We start from the raw sequence: 21,674 nt of genomic DNA, 5'->3' as shown, positions 1-21,674 counted from the left end.
CGCGGCTCCCCCGGCGGCCGTACCGTACTCCCCACAACCTGTCCGTTTTTGCCTGACCCGTTTTTTCGCGTCTCCCATTAAAGACATTCCCGCTTACTCCGATAAGGAACGCAGTAACGCCCCCCTCCACGCCGGCGGGGGGGGCGAGTCCACTGCGAGTCCCTTGTCATGCCCAAATTCAGCCTTGCCACCAAGATAAGCGTGATGACCTGCCTCGTGGTAGCCGGGGTGCTCTCGGTCATGGTGCTCTGCACCTACCTGTACCTGGAGCGGCAGTTCATGAACACCACGGCGCGCCAGCAGAACAGCCTGGTGAGCCTGGTCGCCAACGAGATCGACGGCAAGCTTTTGCTGACCCAGCGCCAGCTGGTCGCCCTGTCCGGCACGGTTCGCCCGGAGCTCTTCCATGACCCGGTGCAGGCCGAGCGCTACCTGGGGCTGCAGCCCGACGAGCTGGAGACCTTCGACAACGGTCTGTTACTCCTGGACGCCCAGGGGACGGTGGTCGCCTGCAATCCCCCCCGTCGGGACATGGTCGGCAGCAACATGGCCTACCGCGAGTACTTCCAAAAGACCGTGGCCACCGGCAAGTCGGTCATTTCCGAGCCCTTCCTCTCGCTGCGCCGCAAACTTCCCATCATCATGGTTACCGCCCCCATCTACACCCGGGACCGGCATTTGGCCGGGATGCTCTGCGGTTCGCTGGACCTTTTGAAGACCAACTACCTGGGGAAACTGGCCGAGGCCCGCTTCGGGGAGCGCGGCTACCTGTACCTCGTGAACCAGAACCGTGACCTCCTGGTGCACCCGGACCGCAGCCGGATCCTGAAGCACGACATCCCTCCGGGAAGTAACCGGATCATCGACGCCGCTTTGGCGGGATTCGAGGGGACCATGGAGACGGTGAACTCCCGTGGGGCCCCCCTGGTCAGTTCCGCTAAAAGGCTCAACACCAATGGCTGGATCCTGGTGGGAAACTCCCCGCGGGCCGAGGCCTACGCGCCGCTCAACATGGCGAAGTGGTACCTGGTATCCGCGCTCCTCGTCGCACTCTGTTGCACGACCCTGGCTACCCGGGTCGCCATGCGCCAGCTGAGCGCCCCCCTGGTCCGCTTCATCCGGCACGTCGAGGCGATCACCGGGCTGGAACAGGAGCCCGAGCCGATCCTGATCACCAGCCACGACGAGATCGGCACCCTCTCTGCCGCCTTCAACCGGATGGTCCACGAGGTTCACCGCCAGAAGCGAGCCGCCCGCGAGCACGAGGCGTTCCGGGAAAACCTGATCCAGAACTCCTCGGTTGCCACCTTCGTCCTGGACCGCGAGCACCGGGTGATCATCTGGAATCGGGCCCTCGAGGAGCTGACCGGGGTTGCCGCCGAGCAGATGCTCGGAAGCCGTGAACCCTGGCGGGCTTTCTACCCGGCGGCGCGCCCGGTACTCGCCAACCTGGTCCTGGACGAGAGCCGGGGCGCGTTGCGCGAGCTGTACGGGGCCTATGGGAGATCACAGCTGAACGCGGAGGGGCTCTACGGCGAGGGGTGGTTCAGGGTACTCAACGGCCAGGAACGCTTCCTGTGCTTCGACGCGGCGCCGATCCGCAACGCGGGCGGCGAGGTGATCGCCGTGATCGAGACGCTGCGCGACATCACCGAGAGAAAGCAGGCCGAGGAGTCGTTGCAAAAGCTTTCGCTGGCCGTCGAGCAGATCCCGGTCACCGTCATGATCACCGACCCGCGCGGGATGATCGAGTACGTGAATCCGAACTTCACGACGGTCACCGGCTTTCGCTTCGACGAGGTGGTCGGTCGCAACGCGAGCCTGGTGCGCAGCAGTTGGCACCAGAACGATTTCTTCAAGGAGCTCTGGCAGACCATACTTGCCGGCCGGGTCTGGCGCGGCGAGCTGCGCAACAAGAGGAAAAACGGCGAGCTCTACTGGGAGGCGGCCTCGATTACCCCGCTCAAGGGGGAGGGGGGCGAGATCCGTCACTTCGTGGCGGTGAAGGAGGACGTGACCGAGCGCCGGCGCGCCGAAGAGCAGCTGCGCCAGGCCATCGCGGTCGCCGAGGCGGCCACCCGGGCCAAGAGCCAGTTCCTGGCTAACATGAGCCACGAGATCCGCACCCCGATCAATGCGGCCATCGGGATGCTCTACCTTTTGCAGCAGACCGAGCTCAGCCCGGCCCAGAAGGGGTACCTGGAGAAGGCCAAAAGCGCCTCGAACCTCCTGTTGCGGGTGATCAACGACATCCTGGACTTCTCGAAGATCGAGGCGGGGAAGCTGGAACTCGAGTGTGCCCCCTTCTGCCTGAACGCCGTGCTGCAGGAACTCTGTGCGGTGGCAAGCGCGACGGTCAAGGAGAAGCCGGTCGAACTGCGTCTTACCTGCGGGCCACAGGTGCCGGAGTACCTGCTCGGCGACTCGCTGAGGCTCAGCCAGGTGCTCTTGAACCTTTTGAGCAACGCCATCAAGTTCACCGAGAGCGGCAGCGTCGAGCTTGCCGTGGACCTCTTGGCAACCCGGGGGGGGCACAGCACCCTGCGGTTCACGGTGACCGATACCGGGATCGGCATGACCCCCGAGCAGCAGGAGCGGCTCTTCAGCGCCTTCAGCCAGGCCGATTCCTCCACCACGCGCCGCTACGGCGGTACCGGCCTGGGGCTCACCATCAGTGCGCAGCTCGTGGAACTCATGGGCGGGGTGATCCGGGTCGGGAGCGAGGCGGGGCAGGGGAGCGCCTTCAGCTTCGTGGCAAGCTTCAGGCACCCCACGGACGAGGAGCGCCTGGCCCTGGCGGAACAGACGAGGAAACTGGCGCCGGCGACGGCAGCCACGGACGGCTGCCGCGGGATGTGCATCCTCTTGGTGGAGGACAACCCGATAAACCAGGAGGTCGGCCGCGAACTGTTGGAACGCCACGGGGCGCGGGTGGTACTGGCCGGCAACGGCGCCGAGGCGCTCGAGCGCCTGAACGAGCCGGGGAGCCAGTTCCATGCCGTGTTGATGGACGTGCAGATGCCGGTGATGGATGGCCTGGAGGCAACCCGCCGGATCCGGCAGAACCCGGCCTGGGCGGACCTGCCGGTGATTGCCATGACCGCGAGTGCCCTGTCCCGGGAACGCGAGCGCTGCCGCGAAGCGGGGATGAACGACCAGGTTACCAAGCCGATCGTCATCAACGAACTGGTAACGACCCTCTTGCGCTGGGTCCCGGCCGTCCTGTTCCCCGCCGAGCCGCTACTGCCCGGAACGAGGCAGGAGGAGAGCGCCGGGGGACTGCCGGAGCGGCTCCCCGGGCTCGACCTGCGCCGGGCCCTCGCCACCCTGGAGAGCCCGGCCCTGGTGCGTAAGCTGGTGCAGAGTTTCCGGCGGGAAAACCTGCACTTCATGGACGATATCAGCCAGGCCCTTGGCAACGGCGACCTGGAACGGGCCCGGCGTCTGGTGCATACGGTGAAGGGAGTGGCCGGAAACCTGGGGGCACTGGAGGTGTCCCGGGCGGCCCGCGAGCTGGAGCCTCTGCTGGTGCAGGACGACCCCGCGCTCCGCTCTGCCCTGGACACGCTTAAGGGGCGGCTTGAGGAGCTTTTCACCTCGGCACTGCTGCTCGAGGTGGGGGAGGAACCCCAGCCGGGCGCTCCGGCAGACCAGGTGGCAGTGGACCTGGAAAAGGTGGCCCTTTTGTGCGGCAAGCTCGCGGCCCTGCTCAAGGCGGACAACCTGAACGCGCTGGGGGTCTGGGAGGAGCTCAAACCGCTCGTGCCGGTGGAACAGGCGGCCCGGCTCGAGGGTCCTCTCGAGGGGCTCGATTTCCGGCTGGCCAGCCGGGCACTGGGCGAACTCGCCGCCTACCTGGAGATCGAGCTATGAACCAGCAGAACCGGGAACTCCAGGACGGGTCGCGGCAGCGACAGCGGGTGCTCATCGTGGACGACACCCTTGCCAACATCGAGATCCTGTACAAGATCCTGCAGTCAGACTACGACGTCTTCTTCGCCAAGAACGGCCGGGACGGACTGAAGGTGGTGCAGCGCGAGCTGCCGGACCTGGTTCTCCTGGACATCATGATGCCCGAGATGGACGGCTACCAGGTCTGCCAGGCCCTGAAGGCGGACCCTGCCACGGCGGCGATTCCGGTCATCTTCATAACCGCCATGGGGGGGGAGGAGGACGAGGCCCGCGGGCTCGAGTGCGGCGCCATCGACTACCTCACCAAGCCGATCTCACCCCCCATCGTGAAGGCCCGGGTGCGCAACCACCTCGAGCTGAAGAGGAGCCGGGACCTGCTGGAAGCGCTGGGGAAGGAACTCACCGAGAAGAACGAGGCGCTCAAAAGACTGGCGCGCGAGGACGGGCTCACCGGGCTTGCCAACCGGCGTCACTTCGACGAGATGCTGGAGCTGGAACTCAAGCGCGCCTTCCGCAGCAGACAGCCGTTCTCCCTGCTGCTCCTGGACGTCGACTTCTTCAAGCGCTACAACGACCACTACGGCCACGTAGCGGGCGACGGCTGCCTGAGGCGCATCGGGGCAACCCTGCGCTCCACCTTCATGAGGGCCGGCGACGTTGCGGCGCGTTACGGCGGCGAGGAGTTCGCCGTGATCCTGCCGGAGACCCCGCCGGACCGGGCGCACTTCCTCGCCGAGAAGCTGCGCCAGAAGGTGCTGGACCAGGGGATGTCGCACGCCGCCTCCGAGGTGGTGCCCCTTGTGTCGGTGAGTATCGGTGTGGTCGGTGCCCAGGTCGAGGGGGAGCGCACCCCGCAGTGGTTCCTGGCCCAGGCGGACCGGGCGCTCTACCTCGCCAAGGAACAGGGGAGAAACCGGGTGACGCTGGCGGAGATAACAATTGACGAAACTAACGACAATTGACGATTGAAGATTGAAGATTTGCAGATGATAGATTGACGAGTGACGGCGACGGGAGGGGGGACGGTATCGGGAACGAGTGCCGCTCCCCTTTTGCTTGTGGGGAGCGCCGCCCTAATTGCAGCAGCGGGCGGCGAGGGTACGCCAGAGCCCGGCGGCACCCATGAGCGCTACGCACAACCCGGCCAGGCGCAGCATGACGTTCCTGAGGCCCCCAGAGATGGCACTGGTCGCGCTGCCGAAGAGAAAGAGCACCGGCAGGGTGCCCAGCCCCAGGGCGGCGAGCATGAGGGCGCCCTCGAGGGGGGCGGCGCCGGCTGCCGCACTGATGAGCGGCGCGTAGACCAGGCCGCAGGGGATGAATCCCAGGACCAGGCCGAGCGGGTAGGCGGCGAGTGCCGAGCTGGAACCGGCTACCAGGCGCAGGGGAGCGGCAAACCAGCGCGCCCCGCGGCCATCCAACAGGGCGATGCCGAAGGGGCCGAAGGCGAAGAGCGAGCCGAGCCCCACCAGGATGACGAAACTGTGGGCGGCGACCAGGAACCAGCGGGTGAAGGGGCGCAGGGCCGCCAGGTCCAGGGCGGCACCGAGCCACCCCGCCAGCGCACCCAAGAGGGTGTAGGTGGTGATTCTTCCCAGGTTGTAGTAAAGCTGCGTGGCGAGCCGCGCCGGCAGCGGGCGGCTCCCCCGGGTAACCGAGAGCGCCGCCACCACGCCGCCGCACATACCGATGCAGTGAAAACTCCCGGCCAGGCCGGCCAGGAAGGCAAACCAGATCGTCAGCAAGCTTTTCCTCCTAGGGCTTGTCCTCGTCGTCGAGCATCCGGTGCTTGGGCCGCTCGATATCCTCGAACTCCCCCTTTTTTACCGCCCAGAGAAATACCAGCCAGCAGCCGCACCCAAGGCACAGCGACAGGACGATCAAGGCAACGAGCGAGCTATCCATCGGTCCTCCGCAATAGTCTCAGCGAGTTCCCCACCACGCACAACGAGCTCAAGGCCATGGCCGCCGCCGCGTAGATCGGGGTGAGCCGTCCCGCCATCGCCAGCGGGACGCCGACCAGGTTGTAGAGAAAGGCCCAGGCAAGGTTCTGGCGCACGATCCTCATGGTGCGCCGGGCCAGGCGGTGGGCCAGGATCAGGCGCGAGAGCTCGGGTTTCACCAGCACCAGGTCGGAGGTCTCGATGGCGATGTCGGTTCCTCCCGCGACGGCGCAGCCAACGTCGGCCGTACCGAGTGCCGGGGCGTCGTTGATGCCGTCGCCGACCATGAGCACCACCGCCCCCTGACGGCGCAACTCCTCGAGACTCTGGGCTTTCTGCGCCGGGGTAAGCTCCCCCAGGGCCCGGGTGAGGCCGAGGGTTTGCGCCACCTGCTGGGCGGCCTCCCGGCGGTCGCCGCTTAACAGCCAGCCGGTGATGTTCTGGCTTGTGAAGTAGCGCACCACCTCGGCCGCATCGGGGCGCAACCGGTCCCGGAATAAAAGGGTGCCGACCAGGCGCCCGGCCGCGGCGAGGTGCACCACCAGCGTTCCCGACGGGTAGTCGCGGGGGCGCGGGGGGTCGGAAAGAGTGCACTCCAGGAGAAACCGCGCGCTCCCCACCGCGAGGAACTCGTCGTCGAGGTATCCCGTCACCCCGCCACCGGCCACGGTGACCAGCTCCCGGGCCTGCGGCACGGCTACCCCCCGGTGCACCGCCTCAGCACAGATCACCCGGCCCACCGGGTGCCGAGAGCCGTGCTCCAGTGCCGCGGCGAGGGCGAGGATGCGGTCCGCAGCGTACCCCGGCTCCGGCTGGAGGGCAACGAGCTCGGGGTCGCCCAGGGTGAGGGTGCCGGTCTTGTCGAAGGCCACCTGGTCTACCCGGCTCAGGCGCTCCAGGATGTCGCCGCCGCGAAAGAGCACCCCTGCCGCGGCGGCCGCCCCGGTACCGGCCAGGATGGCGGTCGGGGTGGCGAGACCCAGGGCGCAGGGGCAGGCGATCAACAAGACGGCGAGCGCGTTCAAGAGTGCAGCTTCCCCGGATGAACCGTGGCTAGTCTGCCAGAACAGGGTGCCGAGCGCCGCCGCCAGCACCAGCGGGACGAAGAGCGCCGAGACCCGGTCCGCCAACCCCTGGATCGGGGCGCGGCGGCTCTGGGCCTCTTCCACCAGTCGCGCCACCCGCGCGATGAAACTCTCGGCCGCCACCTTGCCGCAGCGCACCGTGAGCGTCCCGGTCAGGTTGCTACTCCCGGCGATCACGGGATCCCCCGGCCCCTTGGCGACCGGGAGCGATTCGCCGGTGGCCGGGGACTGGTCCACCTCGCTCGAACCGGAGATGACCTCCCCGTCGGTGGGGAAGCGTTCGCCGGCACCCACCACGATCCGGTCGCCCACCTCGAGCGCCGCCGCCTCGACCGTCTCGAGCGTGTCGCCCTTCAGGCGCCGGGCCTCGCCGGCGGAGAGCCCCAGGAGCAGTTCGATGGACCCGGAGGCGCGGCGCTTGGCGGCGTTTTCCAGGAGCCGGCCGGCCAGGATCAGGGTGACGATCATGGCGGCGGTCTCGAAGTAGACCTCGCCGCCGGTGAAGCTCGCGTAGACGCTGTAGCCGTAGGAGGCGAGGGCGCCCAGCGCGATCAGCACCTCCATGTTGGCGGCCCGGTTTTTCAGGGCCCGCCAGGCTCCCGCGAGGAAGGGCCAGCCGCAGTAGAAGATGACCGGGGTGGTGACTGCCAGGGAGAAGAGCTGCAAGAGGTTCTTCATCCCCGCGCCGATCCCCTGGAAGTACCCGGCGTAGAGACCGAAGGCGTAGGCCATGAGCTGCATGGTGAGAAAGAATGCGGTCCCGAAGCGGAAGAGCAGGTCGCGCTGCTCGTGCTGGGCGGCCTGTTGGGCGGCCGAGGCGGTGTAGGGGCGCGGGCGGTAGCCCAACTGCGCAATGCGGGAGAAGATGGTGCCGGCGTCGATGCGCTGCGGTGCGAAGCGGACCCGGGCGCGGCCGGTAGCGTAGTTGACCCGGGCTTCCTGGACCCCCTCGAGCCCGGCCAGGATTTTCTCGTTGAGCCAGACGCAGGAGGCGCAGCGGATCCCTTCGATGATGATGTCGACCGTGGCGCCGTCGGCTTCCGGGCGTACGAAGCGGGCAAGGTAGGCAGCGCTCAGGTTGCTTTGGAAGTCTTCGGCGGCGACACCGGTATCCTGCCAGTCGCGGCGCCGGTAGAACTCGGCGAGCCCCGCGCCGCTGATCAGGAGGTAGGCCCCGTGGCAGCCGCGGCAGCAGAAGGAAAGGGTGGTCCCGGAGCCGTTCTCGGTGACGAGCTGTCCCGGGGGGATGGGTGCTCCGCAGTGAAAGCAGGGTTCGGCGCCGGGCATCAGTCGATGAGTACCAGGGGGCGGCTTGCGCTCGCCGGGCCGCGGGTGATGGTGAGCGTGCCGCGCAATTCCCCGCCGGGTGCGCTGGGGCGGGGGGCGCGGTAGAGGCCGGGTTCCCCTTCGGCAAGCGACAGGGCGGGACGGTCCGGAGCGGTCAAGAGGACCTTGCCGCCGGCAACCGGCGCTCCGCTCTTGTCCAGGACGGCGACCAGGAGGGCACCCGCCTCGAGGCGCGGGGTGATGCTCCAGTCGCGGCCGGGGTTGGCGGCCTGGGTGGCACCGTAGTTGAGGCCGTGGCGGTAGTAGTCGGGGTCCACCACCCGGCTCACCCGGCGTGCGGCAATGCCGAAGCTGGCGAGGCTGGCGACGACGAAAAGCCCCACCAAGACGGCGAGTGCCAGCTGCCAGCGGGTTCCTGCCTGGAGTTTCGGGGACATCGGTTGGGCTGCTCCTGTTCTGTGTGATCGGATTCGATCGGTCGGACCGGTCCGATGAAAAAACTGAAATTTACTGCGCCAGCACCGGCAACTGTGCCTCGGCCACCGGCTTTCCCTCGCGCACGAGCTTGAGCGGTACCCGGCTGGTCCCGGCCGGTGCGGGGCTCACCTTGAGCACCAGGTCGACCCGGCGGTTTGCGTTGGCGGCAACCTCGAGCCCGCGCACCGGGCCGATGAGCTCCACCCGGTATCCGGGGAGCGCGCCGGCCTCCAGGTCGTAGCGGGCGGCGCGGGTGCCGCGGTTTTCCAGGTAGACGGCGTAGAAGTTGGCCACGCCGTCGGGGAGTCGCTTCACCTCGCCGCCGGCCGAGCGCTGCACCTTGAGGGTCGCCTCGCTGCGGTGGCCGACCCCCCAGGCGAAGATCCCGCACAAGAGCACGAGGACCGCCGCAAAGAGCATGCTGCGCCGGTTCCAGGGGGTGCCACCCCCCTGTTCGGCGGTTCCGAAGGTGTAGTGGATCAACCCGTCGCGGCCGCGCTTTTCCATGACTCCCCGGCAGGCGTCCAGGCAGCGGCCGCAGTTGATGCACTCGATCTGGAGCCCGTCCCTGATGTCGATGCCGGTCGGGCAGGCCCTGACGCAGGCGCCGCAGCGCAGGCACTCCCCCTTGAGCCTCGGATCGAACTCGAGGGTGAGCGTGCTGCGCTCCATGGTCAGGAGCTGGATCCTGCCGTAGGGGCAGACCGTCTTGCAGAAGCTGCGCCGTACGAAGGCGAGGTCAAGATATACCAGCACCGCAACGCTGGCAAGGGAGATACCGGCCACCGCCCCGAGTTGCCCCGCGACGAGCCGGGCCGCGAAATCGGCGGGGGCGATGAAGTACCAGATCAGGTTGGAGGCGACCAGAAAGGAGATGGCAAGGTAGCTTACCTGGCGCAAGAGCTGGGGAAGGAGCGGAACCCCGATCCGGTTCAGGCGCCGGTCGATCCAGTCGGCCAAATCCCCCAGGGTGGTCTGGGGACAGAGCCAGCCGCACCAGACCCTGCCAAAGAGCATGGTGACGAACAAAAAGGCGAAGACGAAGATAAGGACCGCGACGAGGAAGAGGTAGAACTCCTCGATCCTCAGGCTCGTTCCGAAGAAGAGCAGGCTGCGGCTCTCGGCGTCCAAGCGCAAAAGCGACTCGCCACCCACCTTGATGAAGGGGAGCACCAGGATGAAAAGGGTGGCAAGCCACTGGACGAGCCTTCGTTGGGGCCCGATACGCTTGGGGTTTGCCGGCATTAAAGCGACAGCAGGTACTGCACCAGCCCCTCGATCTTCTCCTTGGAGAGATCGTTCTTGAAGGAGGGCATGCCGCCGGGGCGCCCTTCGGCGATGCTCTGGGCTATGGCATCGGGTGCCTTGCCGAACTTGTACTTCACCTGGGTGAGGTCGGGGCCGATCCCTCCCTTGGCCGAGGCGCCGTGGCAGGCGGCGCAGCGCTCGGCAAACTCCTTCTTGCCGGCGGCCACCAGCTCCACCTTCTTCGCCTCGGGGATCGGCACGGCGGCCTGGGGGGCCACGTCCTTCAGCTGCTGGGCCTTCAGCATCGCCTCCTTGGCCGACTTTTTCTGGGCGTACTCGCCCTGTGAGGTCCACCCCCCGAAGAGGTAGTGCCCCATGAAGGAGATCCCCCAGATGACGAGGCCCGCGAAGAGGAGCTTGAAGACCAGGGGAGGTTTGTCCTGCGCGTTGTAGGTGATGCCGTCGTAATCCTTATGCTCCAAAGCCATGAGGAAGCCTCCTGTAGTGGTGTGCGCGTTGGGTCAGTTTCCCACTCCCCCCGGCCCGCTTCCGCCGGGGGAGGGGAGCGACGAGCCGGGGGAACCGGGTGCTGCAACCGTTAATCCTCGTCCATCATCCGGAACTTGGGTGCCTCGCCCCGCTCGCGGGCGCTCTTGCGGCAGGTGCGCACCACGATGGCGGCGAAGATGCCGAAGAGGCCCAGGGTGACGCCGAGGTAGTAGATGCTGGCCAGGTCCATGTCAGTGCCTTTGCTGGTGCTTTAAGAAGGTGACCAGCTTCCAGGTGCGCTCCTTGCCGAGCGTGTCGCCGAAGGCGGGCATCCCGGCGTTGGGGGAGCCGGAGAAGATGGTGGTGAAGACCTGAGCGTCCGGCTTGTCCATGTCGGAGAGCTTCGGTCCCACCTCACCCTGCAGCTTGTCGCCGTGGCACTGGGCGCAGTGCTCCTTGTAGAGCGCCTTCCCTTCCGGGAGCACCGAGAGGTTGTCCTGGAACGGGTTCTTCAACTCGCCCACCACGGCCGCCTTGTTGGCCTGGCGCCAGGGGATGTCGTTACCCAGTTTCTGCATGTAGGCCACCAGGGCCGCCAGCTCGGTCTTCCCCTTCGCCTCGGCCAGGTCCTGCGGGGTGTAGGGGAACTTGAGCGCCTGCATCTTCTTCTCGGTGAGGCTCGTGTCGAGCGGCCGGTCCAGGAAGGCGTACTTGGGCATGTTGGAGCGCGGCACCATGGACTGGGGATCCTTCATGTGCTTCACGTGCCAGGCGTCCGGGTACTTGCCGCCGATGCGCGCCAGGTCCGGCCCGGTGCGCCGCGAACCCCAGAGGAAGGGCTGGTCGTAGGCGAACTCGCCGGTCTTCGAGTACTCGCCGTAGCGCTCGGTATCGGAGAGCAGCGGCCGCACCGTCTGGGTGTGGCAGTTGTTGCACCCCTCGCGGATGTAGATATCACGCCCCTCGAGCTGCAACGGGGTGTAGGGCTTTACGCTTGCGATGGCGAGCTTGGGGTCGTTGATCCACTTGAAGGGGACCACCATGGTGACCACGGTGCCGACCAGGATGGTCACCGTTGCCAGGAGCAGGAGCAGCAGGGCATTTTTCTCGAGCATATGTGATCTCCTCCCTAGGCGTTCTGCGCCACTGCTTTGGGCGCGCCGGCAATGGTCTTCCCGATGTTGTACAGGAATATCAAGAGGCTCACCAGGTAGATGATGCCGCCCAGCGCCCTGCCATACCAGTACGGGTAGAGCTCGATCAAGGTCTCCATGAAGCTGTAGTGCAGGCTACCGTCCGGGTTGGAGGCGTTCAGCATGGTGGCCTGCTGCACTCCGGCGATCCACATGGTGATGGAGAAGATCAACTGGCCGGTCACCGCGAGCCAGAAGTGCAGGTTGGCGAGCGGTACGCTGTAGATCTCCCGTCCGTAGACCTTGGGGACCGTGTAGTAGATGGCCGCGAAGAGCACCAGCGAGACCCAGCCGAGCGTTCCCATGTGCACGTGGCCCGGCACCCAGTCGGTGTAGTGGATGAAGGCCGAGAAGGTTCTGACCGCCTGCGAGGGGCCCTGCAGGGTCTGCAAGCCGTAGAAGGTGATCCCGAAAATGAGGAACTTGGCCAGGTAGTTCTCGCGCATCTGGTGCCACTGGCCGTTCATCGAGAAGTAGCCGTTGAAGACCGCCGCCCAGGAGGGGGCGATCAGCATGACCGAGAAGGCCATGGCGAGGGTCTGGACCCAGTCCGGCACCGGGGTCCACAAGAGGTGGTGTGCGCCGGTCCACAGGTACATGAAGATGAGGCTCCAAAATGCGATCATCCCCATGCGGTGGCTGTAGATCGGCACCCCCGTCGACTTGGGGAGGAAGTAGTAGAAGATTGCCAAAGGCGGCGTGGTGAGCACCATGGCGACCGCGTTGTGCCCGTACCACCACTGCACGTTGGCATCGTTGGCCCCGGCGTAGGCGGAGTAGGACTTGGTGAGCGAGACCGGGATCATGGCGTTATTCACCAGGTAGAGCACCGCAACCCCAACAAGTGTCGCCACGATGTACCACAGCGAGATGTACATCTGCTCCTCGCGACGCTTGGCGATGGTCATCATGATGTTGACCGAGAAGATGACCCAGAGCACCACCACCAAAAGCGCCACCGGCCACTCCAGTTCGGCGTACTCCTTGGAGCGGTTCATCCCCAGGAGCAGCGTCACCGCGGCGAGCGCGATCACGATATTGAAGAGCCAGAGCTGGAAACGGGCCAGGCCATGGCTCCAGACCCGGGTCTTGGTGAGCCGTTGGGTGATGTAGAAGAAAAAGGCCATGAAGCTGCCGATGCCCCAGCCGAAGATCCCGGCGTTGGTATGGATGGGGCGCAACCGGCCGTAGGAGAAGTAAGGTGGGAAGTTGAGATCGGGAAACGCGATCTGCAGCGAGATGAGTACCCCGAGCAGGACTGAGGCGAAACCCCAGACCATGCTCGAGATCAGGAATCCCTTGACGATGTCGTCTGCGTACCCTTCCGGTTGATTCATGTCTGCCTCCTGGTGTTGATGCAGCAAAAACTGTATGATCCATCGTAAAATACTATCGGACCGACGCCCTGTGCACTATTTCCGGTACCGCGTTCTTTACCAATTTTGCAGGCTGCAGGGTGAGGCCATCGGGTTGGTGCTCTTTCGGAAATATCTCTTTCTGGAGGACTTCTGGCGGTGGTGTCAAGGTAGCAGCGTGATACAGCATGGGGAATCCCACGACAGTCACCACGGATACTACACCCAAGGCCAGCACCGCCAGTGAGTGTATGGTATATTTCGTATTAATCAAGCTGCGCGCCAAATATTTTTCAATGATTACCACGAAAAGGATTGTCATGCCGGACCCGGTGTCTGCACAGGTTGCCGCCAGTCTCAAAGAGGTGTTCGCCGCGCTCGACCACTGCTTCGATGAGTCCGAAGAGTGGTTGAGAACACGGCCGGAGTATCCGGAGGCCTGGAGTGTCGCCGAGCACCTGGAACACCTGCGCCTGGCGAACCACTACCTGCTGTTGACCATCGACAAGGGGTGCCGCAAGGCGCTGAAACGGGCGGCGCGGCAGCCGATTCCCAGGACAACGAGCGAACTCGCGCCACTCGCACCGATCGCGGACCCGCATGCCTTCCCGTGGCTGCCGCCACAGCACATGCTCCCCGGACCGGTCGGGGACCTGGCTGAGCTGCGCCGGCAACTGCGTGGCCAGCTGGGGCACTGCCTGGAGCTCTTGGAGCTGCTCCCTGCCGGCGCCGGGCGCCTGTGCACCATCAGGATGTCGGTACATGAGCTCGGGAAGCTGGACCTGTACCAGTGGTTCTACTTTCTGGCCCAGCACGTCCGCTACCACCTGAACCTGCTTAGGGCACGCGGGAAAGGGGACACATGAGAGATCAGGCGGGGCTTACCTCATTTGAGGTGCCGGCTGTCGCATTAGGGGTACGTTTTTGCGGTGCCTGGGGAGGGCGTCCGGGGGGAAACCGCGTGGAGACCGGCGTTGCAGGTTCTGAAAGTTTTGGCACGGGTGATGCTATAGAGAGGTCATAGTAACCACTCACCTTTTTAAGGAGATTCACCATGAAGAAAGTTCTGTCCTCCGTAGTTGCTGCTCTCGTTGCTGTTGCTTTCGCTGGCGTTGTTTTCGCTGCTGATGCTACCCCGGCTCCGGCTGCTGCTCCGGCTGCTGAAGTGAAAAAAGAAGAAAAAGCTCCGGCTAAAAAAGCAAAGAAAGCAAAAAAAGCAAAGAAAGCTGCTAAAGCTAAAAAAGCTGAGAAGAAAGAAGCTGCTCCGGCTGCAGAAGCCGCTCCGGCTGCAAAGTAATTCCACTCTCTCGAGAGTAGGAAAAAAGGCCGCGTCCTCGGATGCGGCCTTTTTTTATGCCCGCGTCCGAACTGCGGCCGCCCCAGCTTGTCACTTACCTGCTTCTCTCTAGAATTGTTCTGGTTGGCAATTTCTCATAGTGCCGGTGGCTGGCAGCACGGGAGCAGAGCATGGATACCTCGACGATGTTGTGGTATGTGGGGGGTGGGGGCGCCGGACTCGTGCTCTTCCTGGGAATTGGCTACTGGGTGGGGCAGTACGTTATCCAGCAACTGAGCCAGCAGGCCCTGGACCGATTCAGGGAACACCTGGCAAAAGAGGTGGAGAGCGCGCTCACGGTGTTTCGGGAGGGGGTCTGCCAGCAGATCGTGGAACAGGGGAATACGTCGGACTCGCTGGCGACTCTCTATACGACGCTCATCGAGGTGTTGCGCGAGGGACGGGAATTCTGCGGTAGCTGCGCCAAGGACGATCCACTGGTTCAGGAAAAGAAGCTGCGCCGCATGGGGGAGTCCTGCCGCAGCTTCGCCGAGCAGTACCAGCGCGAGAGCCTGCACCTCTCCGACGACTTTTGTGCCCGGGTGGAGAGTTTCGGCGCACGGCAAATGGAGCTTCTGCAGCAGCTCGAGTGGGATTTTTACCGCAAGGACCAGGCCGAGCGGAGCAAGGAGCGGGAGATCCGCCAGCACTGGTCAAGCCTGGAGGACCAGGTGACCGAGGTGATGGACCTGGTTCGCAGGGAGTTCCAGAATCGCAACAACCGCGCCGGCGCCGTCCTGCTCGAGGGGCTCAAGGCGCAATCCAACCCCGGCCTCGCAACGGGCCCGGCAAACCGGGGCTGATCCCCCGCTTTCCCACCCCTCGGTCCCTAGAGCTCCTCCGGTTTGCAGAGGTTGTCTTCCTTCTTGGCGACCCGTGCACATTTGCGGCACACGTAGCGCGGCTCCGCGACGATTTTCTTGAGCTCCTTCAGGTTGTCCTTTATTTCATCCTTGTCCCACTTGCAGAGCGTTTTGTTGTCCTTAGCCATAGCACATCACCTTTCCTTCTTTAGTCCTACCTCATGTCGGATGCCGACCTACGTGCCAGTATTTACGATAATTTTATGCCAGAAACCGCAGCGGGATACTTGAAACCGGGAAGCGGCACGTTATACTAGGCCTCGCTTGAATCAAACCCTATTAATCGATTATTTCACAGGAGGGAGCTTATGTCTATGTTCTGTCGTCAGTGCGAGCAGGCCGCCAAGGAGACCGGGTGCGAAGTGATGGGGGGCTGTGGCAAAAATCCGGAGGTGGCGGCGCTGTTGGACCTGATGCTGTACGGGCTCAAGGGGCTCGCCATCTACGCCGACAAGGCGCGCGAGTTCGACACCCGTTACGAAGTGGCAGACAAGTTCCTGATCGAGGGGCTCTTCACCACCGTGACCAACGTCGACTTCGACCCGGTCCAGCTGGCAGGAAAGCTCCGCAAGTGCTTCGATCTCAAGGAGAAGGTGAAGGCGCTCTACGAGACCGCCTACCGCGAGAAAACCGGCGGGCACGCCCCGCAGATAGCCGAGGGGCCGGCGGCCTGGGTGATCGCGAACGACCTGGAGACACTGGTGGCCCAGGGACGCGAACACGGGGTGAAGAGCCAGCAGGCAGACCCTGACCTCCTTTCCGCCATCGAGATTATCATCTACGGGCTCAAAGGGATGGCCGCCTACGCAGACCACGCCATGATCCTCGGCAAAACCGACGAGGAGGTCTTCGCCTTCTTCCACCGCGCCCTCGCGGCGACCTGCGACCCCTCGAAGGGGCTCATGGACCTGGTGGGGATCGCCATGGAGTGCGGCAAGCTGAACATCAAGGTGATGGCGATGCTCAACGAAGGGCACATCGAGCGCTACGGCAGCCCGACGCCGACCAAGGTGTTTCTCGGCAGCCGCAAGAACAAGGGGATCCTGGTATCCGGGCACGACCTGCGCATGCTCGAGGAGCTCTTGAAGCAGACCGAAGGGAAGGGGATCGACATCTACACCCACGGCGAGATGATCCCGGCCCACGGCTATCCGGGGCTTAAGAAGTACGCCCACCTCTACGCCAACTTCGGCGGCGCTTGGCAGGACCAGCACAAGGAGTTCCCGAACTTCCCCGGCGCGATCATCTTCAACACCAACTGCATCCAGCGCCCGGCCGAGAGCTACAAGGACCGCCTCTTCACCTGGGGCGAGGTGGGCTGGCCCGGCGTGAAGCACCTAAGCGGCTGGAACTTCGACGAGGTGATCAACAAGGCCCTGGAGTGCCCGGACCTTCCCGAGGTACCCGGCAAGGAGATCCTGGTCGGCTTCGGTCACGACGCGGTTCTGGGCGTGGCCGACAAGGTAATCGAGGCGGTGAAGTCGGGCGCCATCAAGCACTTCTTCCTGATCGGCGGTTGCGACGGCGCGAAGCCGGGGCGCAACTACTACACCGAGTTCGCCGAGAAGGTTCCCAAGGACGCCGTCATCCTGACGCTCGCCTGCGGCAAGTACCGCTTCAACAAGCTCGACTTCGGTGACATCGGCGGCATCCCGCGCCTTCTGGACGTGGGGCAGTGCAACGACGCCTACTCCGCGGTGCGCATCGCACTGGCACTCGCCGGCGCCTTCAACTGCGGGGTGAACGACTTGCCGCTCTCCTTCATCCTCTCCTGGTACGAGCAGAAGGCGCACGTCATCCTGTTGTCCCTTTTGCACCTGGGGATCAAGAACATCAAGCTCGGTCCGGCGCTGCCGGCCTACCTCTCCCCGAACGTCCTCAACTTCCTGGTGGAGAATTTCAACATCTCGCAGGTGGGCGACGTCGACACCGACCTGAAGGTGGCGCTGGGCGCCGCCTAAGGGTTACCGGAAGTAACGCATGACAAAGAAAGGGCCAACGCCGGTACACGGTGTTGGCCCTTTTTTGTGGATTCGGGAAATGGCGGCGCCTCCGCGAGGCGTGCAGAACGGGTTGGGATCGGGATCCGGACCAGCACCGTGGACCGATCTGGCAAGCGGGATCACTCCTGCGGGTCGTGGCGCAGCGGGCAGAGCGACACGGCGGCGGCAAGCATCCAGGCAAGGGCCATAACGATCACGACAAGTTCCATGGTAAACCTCCTCTTGCCCGGCTCGGTGGGGGCGTTACTCTGTCGCTATCCTAGCAGCTGCACCGTGCGCGGGTATGACCCAGGTCAAGAAAACCGTGATGCCTGCACCGTCTGCGTACTGGTGCTCGGCCGTGCAACCGCCGCTCCAGGTTCCTGCGGCTCCTGCCTACCACGCTGACGGCTGGGTTTGCCGTGAATTCCTGAACCAGAAGAGGCCAGAATCAGTCAATTAAATCAAATTGTTGCATTAGTAAGGACATAATGTGATTGCGCTAAGGTGCAAATTGATTTAAATTGTCTCCCCAATAAGGAACCGTCACCTTGGTACTGTATCTCGTTACGTGCTATACAGTTTCTCCGTAGCTGCAGTTCCAGATGGAAGGAGATCCGTGTATGACGGAAACCACACCAAACTACCTGCCGCTCATCCTCATCGTTGACCACGACGATCTAAGCCACGGCATGGTCCAGAAGAGCCTTGAAAAAGGTGGCTTCAGGACTGTACGGGCTCCCGACCATACTGATCCGCTCCCCCTTTTCATCGAAAAACAACCCGATCTGGTGCTCCTCGAGCTTGAAGGGCCCGGCTGCACGGGGCTGGAGAGTTGCCGGCGCATCCGCTCCCTGGTACTCGGACGGCACACCCCGATCCTGGTGGTCACCGGCAACGACGAGGGGGACCTGGTGCACCGTGCCTTCGAGGCAGGCGCCAGCGACTTCGTCGCCAAGAGCGGCAACCCGGACCTTTTGGTGTACCGGGCACGCTGCCTGATGCGTAACGGCCGGCTTTTGAAGAACCTGCAGCAAAGCGAGGACCGCCTGGCGCGGGTGCAGCAGATCGCCCGGCTCGGGGACTGGGAGTGGAGCCCGGAGAACGGGCGCTTCTGGAAGTCGCAGCAGATGTTCGCTATTCTGGGGACCTCCCAGGAAGCCGATTCCGGAACCCTCACCGGGTTCCTGCAGCAGGTAGCCCCCAAGGACCGCGACCTGGTACGCGAACATTTCGAGCGGGCCCTGGACGACCCGGCCGGGTGCGACTTCGAGTGCCGCATCGTGCGCGGTGACGGCAGCGAGCGCCTGGTCTGGATCTACGGTCGACGTGAGCCGACCGGCGCGCCGCGCAGCGTGCACCTGTTGGGTACCCTGCAGGACGTGACCGAGGTGCGCCGCAGCGAGGCCCGCAGCCGGATGCTCAAGGAGGCCGTAGACAGCCTGCAAATCGGCATCACCTTCTCCGACGCCCACGGCCGCATCGTCTACCTGAACCCCGCCGAGGCGCGCATGCACGGTTTCGAGGTGGAGGAACTGATCGGCCGCGAGGCGCGCGCCTTCGCCGCAACCCCGCACCGCCGCCAGACCCCGCCCAACAGGCTCACCGACGGTACCACCTGGCGCCGCGAGAGCGTGAACGTGAGGAGAAACGGCGAGGAGTTCCCGGTGCTGCTCACCTCGATCCCGGTCCTGGACCGCGAACAGCGCTACCTGGGGATCGTCACCACCTGCGAAGACATCTCGGAACGAAAAGAAAACGAGGAGCGCATCAACCGTCTCGCCTACTACGACAACCTGACTGGGCTTCCCAACCGGAGCATGTTCCTGGAGAGGCTGCACCAGTGCCTGGCCCAGGCGGGCCGGGACGGCGACGTGCTGAGCCTGGTCTTTTTGGACCTGGACAACTTCAAGGACATCAACGATACCCTGGGGCACGGGGCGGGGGACAAGCTCCTCTACGAGGTCGCCCTGCGGCTTTCCGAGTGCATCCGCGAATCGGACCTCCTGGCGCGCCTTGGGGGGGACGAGTTCGTGGTGCTTCTGACCTCCATCTCCTGCCAGGACCGGGTCGCCGCGGCGGTGCAGCGCATGCTGGACATCTTCCAGGAACCCTTTGAGATCGAGGGGCGCACCGTCTACTCCAGCGCCAGCATCGGGATAGCACTCTTCCCCGACGACAGCCACGACGCCTCGAGCCTGTTCAGGAGCGCCGACACCGCCATGTACCACGCCAAAAGCGAGGGGCGCGGCCGGTTCCGCTTCTTTTCCGAGGAGATGAACCACAAGATCCTGCACCGGGTCGCCCTGGAAAACGCCCTGCGCCAGGGTCTGGAACGCGGCGAATTCTTCCTGCACTACCAGCCCCAGTGGGACCTGCGCACCAACAGGATGGTGGGGGCCGAGGTCCTGTTGCGCTGGCAGAGCGCCGACTTCGGGCTCATGCTCCCCTCCGAGTTCATCTCGCTCACCGAGGACTCCGGGCTCATCCTGGGGATCGGCGAGTGGGTGCTGCGCTCGGCCTGCCAGCAGGCGCGCCTGTGGGCCCGGCAAGGGCACCCCGAGTTCCGGGTGGCGGTGAACGTCTCGAGCAAGCAGTTAAAGCAGCAGGACTTCGTGGCGATGCTGAACCAGGTGATCCTGGAGACCGGCGTGGACCCCAAGAGCCTCGAGCTGGAATTCACCGAGAGCGTCATCATGGAGAACGCCGAACGGACCATCGAGACCCTGGAGGCCCTGAAGGACATGGGGGTGCAGCTCTCCATCGACGACTTCGGCACCGGGTACTCTTCGCTCAACTACCTGAAGCACTTCCCGGTGGACCGGATCAAGATCGACCGCTCCTTCGTGGCCGATGTGAGCCGCAGTACCGACGACGCCGCCATCGTCGAGGCGATCATCACCATGGCCCAGAGCCTGAGCCTCAAGGTGCTGGCCGAGGGGGTGGAGAACTCGGACCAGTTGCACCACTTAAGCCAGCTGGGGTGCGACGAGGTGCAGGGTTTCTACCTCGCCATGCCGATGCCCGCCGACGCACTCGAGGGGAGCCTGGGACGCGAGCACGGCCGGCGCGTCGGCAAGCACGAGGTTACCGAGTGGTTCGACAGCCGCAGCGATGCCTCGCCCTGGCCCGCGGCCCCCTCCCATTCGGCAAAAAGTTCGCGCAAAATTTGCGCGGTGCGCGAAAACGGCTAAACTCCTTCCAGCGGCCCATGAGCCCGCATCGGGCGCCGCACTCACGAGGAGGGAGGCAACATGAGTAGAGAACCGCACGAGCACTACCAACGACTCAAGGCACGTCACGGCGCGCTGATCGGCGCAGTCGAGGCGCTGCGCGAGGCGGCCGCGAATTCCGGTCCCCTGGACGCGAAGACCGGCCTCTTGATCCAGCTGGCCGCAGCCGCCGCCATCCGGTCGCACGGCTCGGTGCACAGCCACGCCATCCGCGCCCTGGAAGCCGGTGCGACCCCGGACGAGATCCGTCACGCGGTCACCGTCCTGACCAGCACCATCGGCTTCCCCACCGTCGCCGCAGCCCTCGCCTGGGTGGACGACGTCCTGGAGCGCGGCTACTGACCCTGGCTTTTGAAAGACCACGACCCCTGGCACCCGACGACGGTTGCCGGGGGTCTCTTTTTTGGAAGCCGAAGAAGGAGACAGCCATGGATCTGCACCTTACCGACAAGCTCGCCCTGGTCTCCGGCTCCACCAAGGGGATCGGGTTCGCCATCGCCCGGCTGCTGGCCCGGGAGGGGGCCCGGGTGATCGTGAACGGCCGCAGCGAGGAGGCGGTCGCCCAGGCCCTTAATAACATCACCCATGAGGTCCCCGGCGCGCGGCTCGAAGCGTTTCCCGCCGACCTCTCCAAGGCGGCAGAGGCCGCGCGGCTCCTCGAGCGCTTCCCCGCCGTCGACATCCTGGTCAATAACCTCGGGATCTACCAGCCGTCCCCCTTCGAGGAGATCTCCGACGAGGACTGGCGGCACCTCTTCGAGGTCAACGTCTTGAGCGCGGTGCGCCTGTCGCGCCAGTACCTCCCCGCGATGCGCGAGCAGAACTGGGGACGACTCATCTTCATCTCCAGCGAAAGCGGCGTCCAGATCCCGCTCGAGATGATCCACTACGGCATGACCAAGACGGCCATGCTCGCCGTGTCGCGCGGCATCGCCGAGAGTCTCGCCGGCACCGGTGTGACCAGCAACGCGGTGCTCCCCGGGCCCACCCTCTCGGCCGGCGTCGAAGAATTTGCCACCAAGTTAAGCGGCGGGCGTACACTGGAAGAGTTCGAGAAGGAATTTTTCCAGACGGTGCGCCCAAGCTCCCTTTTAAAGCGCTTCGCCACGATCGACGAGGTGGCTAACCTGGTCGCCTACGTCGCAAGCCCACTCTCCTCGGCGACCAACGGAGCGGCGCTGCGCGTGGACGGCGGCGTGGTCCGTTCCTGCTTCTGACCCTAAACTCCCGGTGCGGCGGCTCACTGCCGCACCGGGTCCCTCGAACACCCA

20 protein-coding genes are annotated in these 21,674 nt (G+C 64.8%); 9 read left to right on the top strand and 11 right to left on the bottom strand.

Going from position 1 to position 21,674, the window contains the following annotated elements:
- Positions 1 to 168: 168 nt before the first annotated feature.
- A complete protein-coding gene (locus tag H7688_RS03520) occupies positions 169 to 3,873 on the top strand; it encodes a PAS domain S-box protein (protein WP_183359641.1) in 3,705 nt (1,234 codons plus the stop codon).
- On the top strand, positions 3,870 to 4,874 hold the full coding sequence (locus tag H7688_RS03515) for a diguanylate cyclase (RefSeq protein ID WP_183359640.1): 1,005 nt from the start codon (positions 3,870 to 3,872) through the stop codon (positions 4,872 to 4,874). The genes H7688_RS03520 and H7688_RS03515 overlap by 4 nt, the downstream gene beginning before the upstream one ends.
- A gap of 111 nt (positions 4,875 to 4,985) precedes the next feature.
- Here H7688_RS03515 and H7688_RS03510 read toward each other — a convergent pair whose 3' ends face one another.
- From H7688_RS03510 to H7688_RS03465, 10 genes are all read right to left on the bottom strand, one after another.
- The gene (locus H7688_RS03510; RefSeq protein WP_183359639.1) at positions 4,986 to 5,657 is read right to left on the bottom strand and encodes a sulfite exporter TauE/SafE family protein; all 672 of its coding nucleotides are present in this window, start codon (positions 5,655 to 5,657) and stop codon (positions 4,986 to 4,988) included.
- 10 nt (positions 5,658 to 5,667) lie between these two features.
- Entirely contained in the window at positions 5,668 to 5,817 is a 150-nt protein-coding gene (gene ccoS / locus H7688_RS03505; protein WP_183359638.1) for a cbb3-type cytochrome oxidase assembly protein CcoS, read from the bottom strand.
- Entirely contained in the window at positions 5,810 to 8,227 is a 2,418-nt protein-coding gene (locus H7688_RS03500; protein ID WP_183359636.1) for a heavy metal translocating P-type ATPase, read from the bottom strand. Before H7688_RS03500 ends, ccoS begins: the two co-directional genes overlap by 8 nt.
- Complete coding sequence (locus H7688_RS03495; protein WP_183359634.1) at positions 8,227 to 8,664, bottom strand: FixH family protein; 438 nt, start codon at positions 8,662 to 8,664, stop codon at positions 8,227 to 8,229. Before H7688_RS03495 ends, H7688_RS03500 begins: the two co-directional genes overlap by 1 nt.
- 70 nt (positions 8,665 to 8,734) lie before the next feature.
- Positions 8,735 to 9,949 carry a 4Fe-4S dicluster domain-containing protein gene (locus H7688_RS03490; protein ID WP_183359632.1) on the bottom strand — a complete coding sequence of 405 codons (1,215 nt, stop codon included), beginning with the start codon at positions 9,947 to 9,949 and terminating at the stop codon, positions 8,735 to 8,737.
- A complete protein-coding gene (locus H7688_RS03485) occupies positions 9,949 to 10,440 on the bottom strand; it encodes a c-type cytochrome (RefSeq protein ID WP_183359630.1) in 492 nt (163 codons plus the stop codon). The genes H7688_RS03490 and H7688_RS03485 overlap by 1 nt, the downstream gene beginning before the upstream one ends.
- A 110-nt stretch (positions 10,441 to 10,550) precedes the next feature.
- On the bottom strand, positions 10,551 to 10,691 hold the full coding sequence (locus H7688_RS03480; protein WP_183359629.1) for a hypothetical protein: 141 nt from the start codon (positions 10,689 to 10,691) through the stop codon (positions 10,551 to 10,553).
- Between the two features lies 1 nt (position 10,692).
- Positions 10,693 to 11,556 carry a cbb3-type cytochrome c oxidase subunit II gene (locus H7688_RS03475; protein ID WP_183359628.1) on the bottom strand — a complete coding sequence of 288 codons (864 nt, stop codon included), beginning with the start codon at positions 11,554 to 11,556 and terminating at the stop codon, positions 10,693 to 10,695.
- Positions 11,557 to 11,570: 14 nt separating this feature from the next.
- Positions 11,571 to 12,971 carry a cbb3-type cytochrome c oxidase subunit I gene (locus tag H7688_RS03470; protein WP_183359627.1) on the bottom strand — a complete coding sequence of 467 codons (1,401 nt, stop codon included), beginning with the start codon at positions 12,969 to 12,971 and terminating at the stop codon, positions 11,571 to 11,573.
- A gap of 52 nt (positions 12,972 to 13,023) precedes the next feature.
- Positions 13,024 to 13,311 (bottom strand): hypothetical protein, encoded by a 288-nt coding sequence (locus H7688_RS03465; RefSeq protein WP_183359626.1) that lies wholly within the window; start codon positions 13,309 to 13,311, stop codon positions 13,024 to 13,026.
- Between H7688_RS03465 and H7688_RS03460 the strand changes: the two genes are divergently transcribed.
- From H7688_RS03460 to H7688_RS03450, 3 genes are all read left to right on the top strand, one after another.
- On the top strand, positions 13,310 to 13,855 hold the full coding sequence (locus H7688_RS03460) for a DinB family protein (RefSeq protein ID WP_183359625.1): 546 nt from the start codon (positions 13,310 to 13,312) through the stop codon (positions 13,853 to 13,855). The genes H7688_RS03465 and H7688_RS03460 overlap by 2 nt on opposite strands.
- Positions 13,856 to 14,043: 188 nt before the next feature.
- Positions 14,044 to 14,286 (top strand): hypothetical protein, encoded by a 243-nt coding sequence (locus H7688_RS03455; RefSeq protein ID WP_183359624.1) that lies wholly within the window; start codon positions 14,044 to 14,046, stop codon positions 14,284 to 14,286.
- 170 nt (positions 14,287 to 14,456) lie between these two features.
- Positions 14,457 to 15,128: a hypothetical protein gene (locus tag H7688_RS03450; protein WP_183359623.1), complete on the top strand. Its 672-nt coding sequence runs from the start codon at positions 14,457 to 14,459 to the stop codon at positions 15,126 to 15,128.
- A 26-nt stretch (positions 15,129 to 15,154) separates the two neighbouring features.
- On the opposite strand, the gene H7688_RS03445 is transcribed toward H7688_RS03450, so the two are convergent.
- Positions 15,155 to 15,316: a hypothetical protein gene (locus H7688_RS03445; protein ID WP_183359622.1), complete on the bottom strand. Its 162-nt coding sequence runs from the start codon at positions 15,314 to 15,316 to the stop codon at positions 15,155 to 15,157.
- A 180-nt stretch (positions 15,317 to 15,496) separates the two neighbouring features.
- Here H7688_RS03445 and hcp point away from each other — a divergent pair, with 180 nt between their 5' ends.
- From hcp to H7688_RS03425, 4 genes are all read left to right on the top strand, one after another.
- Complete coding sequence (hcp, locus tag H7688_RS03440) at positions 15,497 to 17,149, top strand: hydroxylamine reductase (RefSeq protein ID WP_183359621.1); 1,653 nt, start codon at positions 15,497 to 15,499, stop codon at positions 17,147 to 17,149.
- Between the two features lie 644 nt (positions 17,150 to 17,793).
- Positions 17,794 to 20,364 (top strand): two-component system response regulator, encoded by a 2,571-nt coding sequence (locus H7688_RS03435; RefSeq protein WP_183359620.1) that lies wholly within the window; start codon positions 17,794 to 17,796, stop codon positions 20,362 to 20,364.
- 60 nt (positions 20,365 to 20,424) lie between these two features.
- The gene (locus H7688_RS03430) at positions 20,425 to 20,745 is read left to right on the top strand and encodes a carboxymuconolactone decarboxylase family protein (protein WP_183359619.1); all 321 of its coding nucleotides are present in this window, start codon (positions 20,425 to 20,427) and stop codon (positions 20,743 to 20,745) included.
- Between the two features lie 86 nt (positions 20,746 to 20,831).
- Positions 20,832 to 21,620, top strand: a complete 789-nt coding sequence (locus H7688_RS03425) for an SDR family NAD(P)-dependent oxidoreductase (protein ID WP_183359618.1) — start codon at positions 20,832 to 20,834, stop codon at positions 21,618 to 21,620.
- Positions 21,621 to 21,674: the final 54 nt, after the last annotated feature.

Origin of the sequence: Geomonas limicola, from assembly GCF_014193675.1 — a bacterium.
Taxonomy (GTDB): Bacteria; Desulfobacterota; Desulfuromonadia; order Geobacterales; family Geobacteraceae; genus Geomonas; species Geomonas limicola.
This window is presented reverse-complemented; position numbering and strand designations above follow the sequence as displayed.

Coding starts and splice junctions, on each gene's coding strand:
- H7688_RS03435 (WP_183359620.1), top strand. CDS start 17,794: ATGACGGAAACCACACCAAACTACCTGCCGCTCATCCTCATCGTTGAC.
- H7688_RS03430 (WP_183359619.1), top strand. CDS start 20,425: ATGAGTAGAGAACCGCACGAGCACTACCAACGACTCAAGGCACGTCAC.
- H7688_RS03470 (WP_183359627.1), bottom strand. CDS start 12,971: ATGAATCAACCGGAAGGGTACGCAGACGACATCGTCAAGGGATTCCTG.
- ccoS (WP_183359638.1), bottom strand. CDS start 5,817: ATGGATAGCTCGCTCGTTGCCTTGATCGTCCTGTCGCTGTGCCTTGGG.
- H7688_RS03495 (WP_183359634.1), bottom strand. CDS start 8,664: ATGTCCCCGAAACTCCAGGCAGGAACCCGCTGGCAGCTGGCACTCGCC.
- H7688_RS03500 (WP_183359636.1), bottom strand. CDS start 8,227: ATGCCCGGCGCCGAACCCTGCTTTCACTGCGGAGCACCCATCCCCCCG.
- H7688_RS03455 (WP_183359624.1), top strand. CDS start 14,044: ATGAAGAAAGTTCTGTCCTCCGTAGTTGCTGCTCTCGTTGCTGTTGCT.
- H7688_RS03480 (WP_183359629.1), bottom strand. CDS start 10,691: ATGGACCTGGCCAGCATCTACTACCTCGGCGTCACCCTGGGCCTCTTC.
- H7688_RS03465 (WP_183359626.1), bottom strand. CDS start 13,311: ATGACAATCCTTTTCGTGGTAATCATTGAAAAATATTTGGCGCGCAGC.
- H7688_RS03450 (WP_183359623.1), top strand. CDS start 14,457: ATGGATACCTCGACGATGTTGTGGTATGTGGGGGGTGGGGGCGCCGGA.
- H7688_RS03445 (WP_183359622.1), bottom strand. CDS start 15,316: ATGGCTAAGGACAACAAAACGCTCTGCAAGTGGGACAAGGATGAAATA.
- H7688_RS03475 (WP_183359628.1), bottom strand. CDS start 11,556: ATGCTCGAGAAAAATGCCCTGCTGCTCCTGCTCCTGGCAACGGTGACC.
- hcp (WP_183359621.1), top strand. CDS start 15,497: ATGTCTATGTTCTGTCGTCAGTGCGAGCAGGCCGCCAAGGAGACCGGG.
- H7688_RS03425 (WP_183359618.1), top strand. CDS start 20,832: ATGGATCTGCACCTTACCGACAAGCTCGCCCTGGTCTCCGGCTCCACC.
- H7688_RS03520 (WP_183359641.1), top strand. CDS start 169: ATGCCCAAATTCAGCCTTGCCACCAAGATAAGCGTGATGACCTGCCTC.
- H7688_RS03460 (WP_183359625.1), top strand. CDS start 13,310: ATGCCGGACCCGGTGTCTGCACAGGTTGCCGCCAGTCTCAAAGAGGTG.
- H7688_RS03490 (WP_183359632.1), bottom strand. CDS start 9,949: ATGCCGGCAAACCCCAAGCGTATCGGGCCCCAACGAAGGCTCGTCCAG.
- H7688_RS03515 (WP_183359640.1), top strand. CDS start 3,870: ATGAACCAGCAGAACCGGGAACTCCAGGACGGGTCGCGGCAGCGACAG.
- H7688_RS03485 (WP_183359630.1), bottom strand. CDS start 10,440: ATGGCTTTGGAGCATAAGGATTACGACGGCATCACCTACAACGCGCAG.